At 42.6% G+C, this 9,524-nt stretch carries 11 protein-coding genes; all 11 read left to right on the top strand.

What is annotated here, in order from left to right; all coding sequences use genetic code 11:
* Positions 1-138 precede the first annotated feature (138 nt).
* The 11 genes from HWQ36_RS10415 to HWQ36_RS10365 all read left to right on the top strand — a co-directional run bounded on the left by HWQ36_RS10415 (position 139) and on the right by HWQ36_RS10365 (position 9,503).
* On the top strand, positions 139-1,293 hold the full coding sequence (locus HWQ36_RS10415) for a hypothetical protein (RefSeq protein WP_292701630.1): 1,155 nt from the start codon (positions 139-141) through the stop codon (positions 1,291-1,293).
* A gap of 63 nt (positions 1,294-1,356) precedes the next feature.
* Positions 1,357-1,626, top strand: coding sequence for a hypothetical protein (locus HWQ36_RS10410; protein ID WP_292701627.1), 270 nt, complete (start codon positions 1,357-1,359; stop codon positions 1,624-1,626).
* A 607-nt stretch (positions 1,627-2,233) separates the two neighbouring features.
* Positions 2,234-2,761, top strand: coding sequence for a GAF domain-containing protein (locus HWQ36_RS10405; RefSeq protein WP_292701624.1), 528 nt, complete (start codon positions 2,234-2,236; stop codon positions 2,759-2,761).
* A gap of 271 nt (positions 2,762-3,032) precedes the next feature.
* The gene (locus HWQ36_RS10400) at positions 3,033-3,422 is read left to right on the top strand and encodes a VOC family protein (RefSeq protein WP_292701622.1); all 390 of its coding nucleotides are present in this window, start codon (positions 3,033-3,035) and stop codon (positions 3,420-3,422) included.
* A gap of 114 nt (positions 3,423-3,536) precedes the next feature.
* On the top strand, positions 3,537-3,824 hold the full coding sequence (locus tag HWQ36_RS10395; protein ID WP_292701620.1) for a hypothetical protein: 288 nt from the start codon (positions 3,537-3,539) through the stop codon (positions 3,822-3,824).
* Positions 3,824-4,225 (top strand): PIN domain-containing protein, encoded by a 402-nt coding sequence (locus HWQ36_RS10390; RefSeq protein ID WP_292701617.1) that lies wholly within the window; start codon positions 3,824-3,826, stop codon positions 4,223-4,225. Before HWQ36_RS10395 ends, HWQ36_RS10390 begins: the two co-directional genes overlap by 1 nt.
* Positions 4,226-4,306: 81 nt before the next feature.
* A complete protein-coding gene (locus HWQ36_RS10385) occupies positions 4,307-4,639 on the top strand; it encodes a DUF433 domain-containing protein (RefSeq protein ID WP_292701614.1) in 333 nt (110 codons plus the stop codon).
* A gap of 150 nt (positions 4,640-4,789) precedes the next feature.
* Complete coding sequence (locus HWQ36_RS10380; RefSeq protein WP_292701611.1) at positions 4,790-5,092, top strand: hypothetical protein; 303 nt, start codon at positions 4,790-4,792, stop codon at positions 5,090-5,092.
* Between the two features lie 188 nt (positions 5,093-5,280).
* Positions 5,281-7,026 (top strand): Dyp-type peroxidase, encoded by a 1,746-nt coding sequence (locus HWQ36_RS10375; protein WP_292701608.1) that lies wholly within the window; start codon positions 5,281-5,283, stop codon positions 7,024-7,026.
* A gap of 214 nt (positions 7,027-7,240) precedes the next feature.
* The gene (locus HWQ36_RS10370) at positions 7,241-8,224 is read left to right on the top strand and encodes an alpha/beta hydrolase (protein WP_292701605.1); all 984 of its coding nucleotides are present in this window, start codon (positions 7,241-7,243) and stop codon (positions 8,222-8,224) included.
* Between the two features lie 91 nt (positions 8,225-8,315).
* Positions 8,316-9,503 (top strand): class I SAM-dependent methyltransferase, encoded by a 1,188-nt coding sequence (locus tag HWQ36_RS10365; protein ID WP_292701602.1) that lies wholly within the window; start codon positions 8,316-8,318, stop codon positions 9,501-9,503.
* Positions 9,504-9,524 lie beyond the last annotated feature (21 nt).

Below are 9,524 nucleotides of genomic sequence, written 5' to 3'. Positions count from 1 at the left end.
GAATTAAATCTTACCCTACCTCGGATGGTGTCACTTTGTTTCCAACAAAGATTGCTGATCAGGCAAGTCCTCTTGTCAATAGGCTTTGAGACGCGCTAACCCTGCTACACAGACTTGGGAACTAAGCAACTGCGGGAGATGTTATTTAGTCAAACTAAAGTTACTGGTTTATTCTGTCTTGAGAACCGCAAGACAATTTTTGAAGAAGTTGATAGCCGTTTTAAGTTTGTTGTCCTTACTTTTCTTAAAGGTAGTACAACAACAGAATTCCCATCTGCTTTTATGCGTCTTGATGTGGAGGAACTTCAAAGGTTTCCTAATGATGATAGCTTGCAAATTAGCGTTGATATGGTGCGTAAACTATCGCCTGATTCACTATCTGTAATGGAGTTTAAGAACGAGGTAGACATTTGCATTGCTAAAAAAATGCTTGAGTTTCCATTACTAGGTGAAAAGATTAAAGGGAAGTGGAATCTGTGTCTTAGGCAAGAGCTAAACATGACTAGCGACAGTCATTTATTCAAGCAACAGCCGGGTAAAGGAAGATTATCATTATATGAAGGTAAGATGATTCATCAGTTCACTCATCTATATGCTGAACCCAGATATTGGGTGGATGAACAAGAAGCAAGAAAAGCTTTATTAAAACGGAATGAAAGTGATAATTCTCAAAAATTAGATTATCAAATTTCCCGTTTAGGGTTTAGAGACGTAGCAAATGCTACTAATATCAGAACTATGATTGCAGGAATTATCCCACCTAATGTTTTTGCGGGTAATACATTAATTGTGTCACAGCAATTCACAAAGCAAGACGAATTACTGTTTGTTGTTTCTGTACTGAATAGCTTTGCTTGCGATTTTATAATTCGCCAAAAAGTAACAGCGCATTGCAATATGTTCTATGTCTACCAATTACCCGTACCACGCTTAACAAAAAACGATCGCAGCTTCAACGATATTGTACAACGCGCCGCCAAACTCATCTGCACCACACCAGAATTTGACGAACTCGCGCAAGAAGTCGGTTTAGGTTCCCATCAACAAGGCGTTACCGACGAAACAGAACGCGCCAATCTCCGCGCAGAACTCGATGGAATGGTAGCACACCTTTACGGTTTAACCGAAGATGAGTTTAGCTACATCCTCACTACCTTTCCGATTGTGAATGCAACAATTAAAGAAGCAGCATTGTCAGCTTATCGTAACTTTGCCCCAATGTTTGGAGACTCAAAAATAGGACTTACGCACAAGTACCCGCCCTCTGGGGCAATTCATGATATTACTGTATGAAAGAATCTCAACATAGTCCGATAAGCTGTTCCACATTTAACTTGTATAATTAGGGCGGGCAAGATGCCCACTCCACAAGAGTTATGTTTAATGGAGATACCCATGAAAGAATTAATGAAACAGCCTTCATCTTGGCTACCAAATGGAATAAAACTTAATCTTTCTGATCAGTTTCGTCCTTTTTCTTTTACTGAAGAATTACAAATCCGTTTAGAGGAACTATTAGAAAAAAATAAAGAAAATTTACTCAATCCAGATGAACAAGCAGAATTAGCTGGGTTATTGGAATTAGAAAAAATCTTCAGTTTTATCAATGCTAAACTTGCTTCTTAATTGTGGTTATCAACAATTTTATCCTAAATGATTTGTAAGAAAATTCACCTCCGGCTAACGCCGTCCCCCCTTAGCAAGGCTACGGTGTATACACAAATGATTTAATCACCTCAAATCTTGTTTCGTAGGGTGTGTTATCGCCCTTGAGTACGGCACCATCAGAGTTGCAAAAAAAATGTAGGTTGGGTGGAGGCTTTGCCAAAGCCAACATCCTGATATATGTTGGGTTGCGCTCCGCTCCACCCAACCTACGTCTACTAAACCTCATCTAAGTTGAGAACCGTAGTTTTTGCCCTCACCCTAAATCCCTCTCCCAGATATGGGAGAGGGACTTTGAAATTCTAGCTCCCCGAATCCCATATCTGGGAGAAGGGGTTGGGGGATGAGGGCAAATCCTTTTGCTCAGGGAAGAACTACAGGTTTCAAGATAGATGTGATCTATGTTAGTAATAAAAGAATATCCATCCAACTTACTCCTACACGGAGGAAAACCTAGCAGGACTTACGCAAACAATAGCCGAAACCCTGCCTTATCCCAACAATAATTATTTACGCCTACCTACTTATATAAATCCGGCAGCATTTACCTAGTCGTAATTTTATAACCGTGCAAATTCATCCTCACTCCGAATTTAACCATAGCCGCGAACAGGGGTTGCAAAAATTGCTCGACCGCCTTGTTAAAACAATGCAGCGCGATGAGTTAGTGCGGCAAACTACTAGTCAACTCAGAGAATCGCTTCAGGTTGACCGGGTGGTGTTGTATTATTTTTACGGGCAGTGGCAAGGGCAAGTGACTTTTGAATCATTGAGTTCTAAAGAATTATCAATACTTGGTTCCACTGGCCCAGATGATTGTTTTAATAACGAGTATGCTGCTTTATACTTATCAGGACGGGTAAGAGCGATCGCTGATATTGAATTAGAGCCAATCGAACCTTGTCACCGAGATTTTCTCCGCAATATGCAGGTTAGTGCCAATCTTGTTGTACCAATTTTGATTCCTAGAGGATTATGGGGATTGCTAACAGCACATCACTGTCAAGGGCCTCATCATTGGTCGCCATCAGATATAGAAATGATGCAAACGGGGGCACAAACTCTAGCAACAGCCCCTTACATACTAGAAAGTTAACATAATTTGTAATTCATGCCGTGTGCAACTCAAACCTAACCCCCAACCCCTTCCCTACAAGGGAAGGGGAGCAAGAATCAAAGCCTCTCTCCGTTTCGGGGAGAGGTTTGGAGAGGGGTTCTAAGAACTAAGTTAAAAGGGCGGTTAGAAACCGCACGCCAGTTGCTTCAAGTCGGCACCGCCCAACGCACTGGCTTGTCTACATAGGCAAAACCGACCTGCGTGGGTTTAAAATACTCAATTTGATTTTTCTAGATAAGGAGAAAAAACTGTGAAATTTGGTTACACGGTCATCTGGGTAGACGATGTAGTTAAAACGGTTGAGTTTTACGAAAAAGCATTTGGTCTAGTTCGTCGCACTCTCCAGGATAAGGGGCAATATATCTGGGCTGAAATCGAAACCGGAAACACCACATTAGCTTTCTCCTCCAGTAGCGAAGCACAAAAGTTATTTCCTGGCGGCTGCCATACCAACGATGCCACACAACCACCGACATTGATTCAGATATCATTTATTACACCTGATGTTGGCAGTGCTTACATGAGAGCGATCGGGGCTGGTGCAAAAGCATTAGATGCCCCTAAAACCCAGCCTGGCGGACAAACTATTGCTCGCCTCCGCGATCCTAATGGCGTGCTGGTGTCGTTGGCGAGTGGCTAGTACCGCTTACTACCTTGAAATTGGTAATTCCTACACCACAAGTTTTTCATTGATTGGGGCATTAAACAAGCAAAGCTATAATTACCATAGCCTCTAGCCATATTGCATACTTCTATGACCCATCTTCTTACACTGGAACTGAACGACCAAATTTTCACCGCGATTCAGCGACAAGCTGAGGCGATTGGCGTTCCTCCTGAACGGCTAGCTGCAACCCTCCTAGAGCAACAGTTTGGACAAGTTTTTAAATTATTGCTATCTGAAGCAGAAAAGGAGACAGCACGAGCCAGATTTGAACGCCATTTTGGGGCACTTAATCTCGAACATACCATTGATCTGAACAATGAAAGCATTGATGCAGATTTGGTGAGAGAGTATGCCAGTAACCACGAGGAGGGTTAATGCTCCTCGATACCTCTGGGTTACTTTGTCTGCACTATCAGACTGAGCCTTTGCATACTGAAGCTAGTGCTGCCTATAAGAGAGCAACAATCCGATTAACCCACAGCTATGTAATTGCTGAGTACGTCGCGTTAGCCACTGCAAGGCGTTTTCCGCGTTCATCCGTCCTTGATTTTGTGGTTGACTTGCTGGATAACCCAGACATAGAAACGGTTTGGATAGATGAGCCATTGCACCGAACAGCAGTCGATCTCCTAATGGGGCGGAAGGATAAAACTTACTCTCTATGTGATGCACTGAGTTTTGTGCTAATGCGCCAGCGCGACATTATAGAGGCATTGTCTACCGATCGCCACTTCGAGCAAGAAGGGTTTATCCGCTTACTGCGACCAGCAGCCTAACACGCAATAAAAAATCAACGCCTAATTTTCTTACTTTGGCTTATTCTGAGTATAGGAAAACAGCACTGTCTAGATATTAAAATGCTACTTATTCCTACTGTTGCCCCGATTCCCCTTGTAACTGATGCAAATGGCGTTGTTAAAATTAGCAAAACTCGCATCACTTTAGATACAGTTGTTACAGCTTTCCTTGAAGGGGCTACAGCAGAAGAGATCACAGAACAGTACCCATCCCTTCATCTTTGGGATATCTATCTGGTGATTGGTTATTACTTACAACATCAAGCCGAGGTTGATACCTACCTTCTAGAGCGTCAAAGACTTGCCACGGAAGTTAGACAGGAAGCTGAAAAGCGTTTTAACCCCATTGGAGTGCGCGATCGCCTTTTAGCAAGACGCAACCCACAAGGGTAAATTACCATGCTGCGTTTTTAGTCCGGTTCTTGCCTTGACGTTAACGATTGGAGGTGAGTAAGTAGGCTGGCGATCGCCAGAGTTAAAATCAACGCCTAATGTTTTGACTTTGGATAGTTTAAATGGGAATCTTAATAAGTACACTAAGGGATGTCAAAGATTTTTGAGTTGACAGGACAGCAAAAAGCTGTGATTGCTGACTATCAAATGAAATGGTATTCAATGGCAATATCAACTCAGCCAGTTGATAAAGCAAAAGCTTTTTCCGCAATCGAGGCCGTTTACAAGAAAATATCAAACGCAGAAATACCTGACATATACTATTTTGAAAGTCCTCTTAGTATGGCTAACCTCAGCTTTATTAGCCATATTTATCCGGTCGCAAACTTATCCAACCAACGTAAGCTGAACAACATCATTAGAGCTATATCTTGCTTGCACTATCATTTCTGACCATATTTAAAATATGTATAGTTTATTTACAAAACGCAATTTTATTAACTATGAAATGTAGATAGAATTGCTGCATAAATCTCTTAAATACCTCCGATAAGTTAAGACAGGTTCTCATCGAGGATACCTGATTTGATATTTCCATTTTGGAATAGCCAATAAGCTTTACCATAAACAGGACTTTAATCATGACACAACAAATAATTCGTGAAGCACCTGCTCCTGAGCCGTTAGAAGGTCAACAGACAAACTCATTCTTCTACGTCCCTGCGCCTAATGAACCTATTCTCAATGTCAACAATATTCAAGGCAACATTCTAGGCGGGTTCAATAAAGACTACCAAGCCCTCTTATTCCTTGAAATTGAAAATCCAAATGCCTTCAAGCAGTGGCTTAAGTCACAGATCAACTTCATTGCCACCGCTTCAGAAGTGATTGCCTTCAACCGCTTATTTAAATCCGCCAGACAGCGACGAGGCCGCGAAGGCGCTGTTAAGGCAACCTGGGTTAATATAGCTTTCTCCTTTGAGGGGCTGAAGAAACTAACTAATGATGCCGACTCATTTACGGATAAATCTTTTAAAGCTGGACTAGCAGCACGCGCTGCTGATCTGAACGACCCCGTGGACAAAGATGGTAAGCCTATTGGCTGGGTCGTGGGTGGGCCAGATAATGGCAAAGTTGATGTGGTTTTCATCATTGCCAGTGACGAACGCGCAGACTTGCTGGCAGAAGTTTCGCGGATCTTAGAAAGCGTTGTGGTATTTACAGACGAGCAAGGTAAGCCTAAGAGCAGTGGAGCCAGAATTACTTTCTTAGAAGAGGGAGCTAACTTACCTGCACCCTTATCTGGACATGAGCATTTTGGCAACTTGGATGGAATATCACAACCTGGTATTCGTGGCCGGGTTGGTGATAATCCTAAAGAACTTCTCACTCCTCGGCAGAATCCAGAGAATAAAAACCAGGGTAAACCAGGACAGGATCTTCTGTGGCCAGGAGAGTTTGTTTTTGGCTATGAGGGTCAGAGGGATGATGCTAAAAAGTTGGAAGATAGCAAAGGTCAGGTTGTATCGGCAGGACTACACTGGGCGAATGATGGCTCTTACCTTGTATTCCGCCGATTGCGCCAAGATGTATACAAGTTCCACCATTTTTTGAACGAAAAAGCTGCCAACCTCGATACTGACCCTCGAAAGGTGAGCGCAAAGCTGATTGGTCGCTGGCCTAGTGGCGCTCCCACTGTCCGCACGCCCGAAGAAGATGCCCCAACTTTGGGTAATGATGACAATGCCAACAATGATTTTGAATTCAACGGTGATGATCCACCAGATGGAAAATTCTTCAAAAATGATGTAGTCCCGCCTTCCGACGATGCAACGGGTCTGCGCTGTCCGTTTATTGCCCATACCCGGAAGACTTATCCACGCAATGACAAAACACCAGGAGGCAGAGTCCCTAATTCCGACGAGATTGATATTGACCGCAGTGAAGTGACTACTCAAACACACCGTTTACTCCGTCGCGGCATTCCTTTTGGCCCAGTGTCTCCTTCAACGCCGAACAATCCGCTACAAGATGAGAAGTTTGTCGATCGCGGTCTCCACTTTTTAGCTTATCAGACTTCGATTGAAGACCAGTTTGAGTTTGTCACTAAGTTCTGGGCTAATAATCCAAACTTCAGTGAGGAGGCTGCTACCGGCCACGAGTTTGAAGGTAAATTAACTCTTGGTCACGATCCAATTATTGGTCAAAGTGATAATAACAAACCAGGTGGCGATCGCACACGCAAGTTCTTTATCCACCTTGAGGATGACCAAGGTCAACCTCAAACTGAGGAGTTGACTGCACCTGAAGACTGGGTAATCCCTACTGGGGGCGGCTACTTCTTTGCACCATCGATTTCTGCTTTGAAGGATGTATTAACAAAATAAGGATTTGATGTATATAGTAGATGCTGAAGCATTTTGTGGCATTGCATTGATGGCGATCGCATACACAGCAGTTTTCTCTTACATGAGGTACAAAGCCTACGGGTTTTGAGGCAGGTGGTCACTGAGCGTAGTCGAAGTGACCACCTGTCTCTTTGACTAATATGCTATCGTCCCACAAGGTGGCAAAGCTGTTAACTGGCAAGAAGACTTAACTATGTTGATTCTAATCAGAGTTTTTCTGCTAGTTGCTACAACACTTTATCAAGCGATCGCGTGCTGGTTTGAAGATCAAAAACCGCCCCCTGGTAAAATGTTTGATGTGGGTGGATATCGTTTACATCTCTACACCGCAGGAAACGCTAGCCCAACAATTGTCTTAGACCACAGTTTAGGGGGAATTGAGGGCTATCTCTTAGTTGAAGAATTGGCAAAGTTAGCACGAGTATGTATTTATGACCGAGCGGGTTATGGATGGAGCGATCATAGCCCACATCCCCGAACCAGCAATCAAATTGTCACAGAATTAGATACGCTACTTACTCAAGCAGGAATTGAACCACCCTACATTTTGATCGGAGATTCCTTTGGTAGCTACAATGTCCGGTTGTATGCCCATCGATTTCCTCACAAGGTTGTTGGAATGGTACTAACAGATGGACTGCATGAGACTGGAATGCTGAAAATGTCTTTTCAGTTGCAAGCATTAAAACTCTTTTTTATATCAGGCTTTGTGATGTCTATTCTAGGCTCAATACTTGGCATTATTCGATTAATGAGGATATGCAAAGTATTTGAAGTGTTAAAGCCGGAATTAGCTAAATTTCCTCAGCACTTACTTAATTCAATCAAACGTTCCTTTTGCCGTCCTAAACATTGGATTACAATGAGTCGAGAGATGTTAAATCTAAGTGCTAGTGGACGTGAGGTTAGTATAGCTAACCAATTTGGTGATATGCCTATAGTTAATATCAAAGCAAATTCTTTTTTCAAACCTTCTTTTTGGACTGTTTTTATTCCTTTGCGAGGTGCTAACCAATTGCGAAAACAGATGCATATTGAGCTACTTAAGTTATCAACGAATTGTACTCAAATTCAAGCAAGTAATAGTGGTCATTTTGTATGGGTAGATGAACCTGATGTAATCATAGATGCTGTAAAAATTGTTCTAAATAAACTCGATCCTGCTCGTCCGGGTTAAGGGGTATAGATGCTGAACAGGGAAATTATGAATTTTGTTTTGCATCATTCATAATTTAATTATTTTCTCTACTCCCCAATCTAAAAATTTTATGGATTCAAATCCAGCATTGTGTACAGCGATCGCAAATCACATCACCACTAGTCCCCAGCAGCGAATTACTTTCGCCCGATTCATGGATCTGGCATTATACCACCCTGAATACGGCTACTATTCCAGCGATGCGCTCAAAATTGGCTTTAAAGGTGGTGATTTTTTCACCTCTCCTAACCTCTGTGCTGACTTTGGCGAGTTACTAGCAGAACAATTTTTTCAGATGTGGGAGATTTTAGGAAAACCTGTACCCTTTTCTCTGGTAGAAATGGGAGCAGGTCAAGGACTGCTAGCATTGCATATCCTTAAATATCATCAACTGCACTACGCAGATTTTTTTACTGCGCTAGAGTATATCATTATTGAAAAGTCCCCAACTTTAAGACAAGAACAGCAGCAACGCTTGCAAGATTTCCCTGTGCGTTGGTGCAATCTAGAGGATATACCACCAAATGCGATCGCAGGCTGCTTTTTTTCTAACGAATTAGTAGATGCGTTCCCCGTCCATCAATTCATCATAGAAACGGGCGAACTCCGAGAAATTTATGTGACAACAGATAAGAATAAAAAAGAAACCAATGCCCCATTCCCATCATTTGTAGAAGTCACAGGAGAACCTTCAACGCCCCAACTAGCTGAACATTTGGATTTCCTGGGAATCGATTTGGCCCAAAGTGCATATCCAGATGGCTACCGTAGTGAAATTAATTTAGCTGCTTTAGACTGGTTGAGTATAGTAGCAGACCGCTTGCAGCGCGGCTATGTGTTAACAATTGATTATGGCTACCCCGCCAGCCGTTACTATAATCCCAGGCGATCGCAAGGAACCCTACAGTGTTATTATCATCATCGTTTCCATGACAACCCCTATATCAATATTGGGCGACAAGATATCACAGCCCATGTTGATTTTACGGCTTTGGAACGCTGGGGCGAACGGTGCAATTTAAAGAATATTGGTTTTATCCAGCAGGGATTATTTTTGATGGCGTTGGGGTTAGGCGAACGGATTGCAGCCCTTTCTTATCAAAAGCAACCCCTCTCGGAGTTACTACAGCATCGAGATGCACTACACCAACTTATAGATCCTACAGGACTTGGTGGCTTTGGAGTTCTAGTTCAGAGCAAAGGTCTGGATAATACAGAAACTTCTCAACTAATAAAAGGATTGACCCTGCCAGAATAAAGGTAAATTCAAAAGTTAAAA

The organism is Nostoc sp. NMS2 (genome assembly GCF_017115105.1).
Lineage (GTDB): Bacteria > Cyanobacteriota > Cyanobacteriia > Cyanobacteriales > Nostocaceae > Nostoc.
This window is presented reverse-complemented; position numbering and strand designations above follow the sequence as displayed.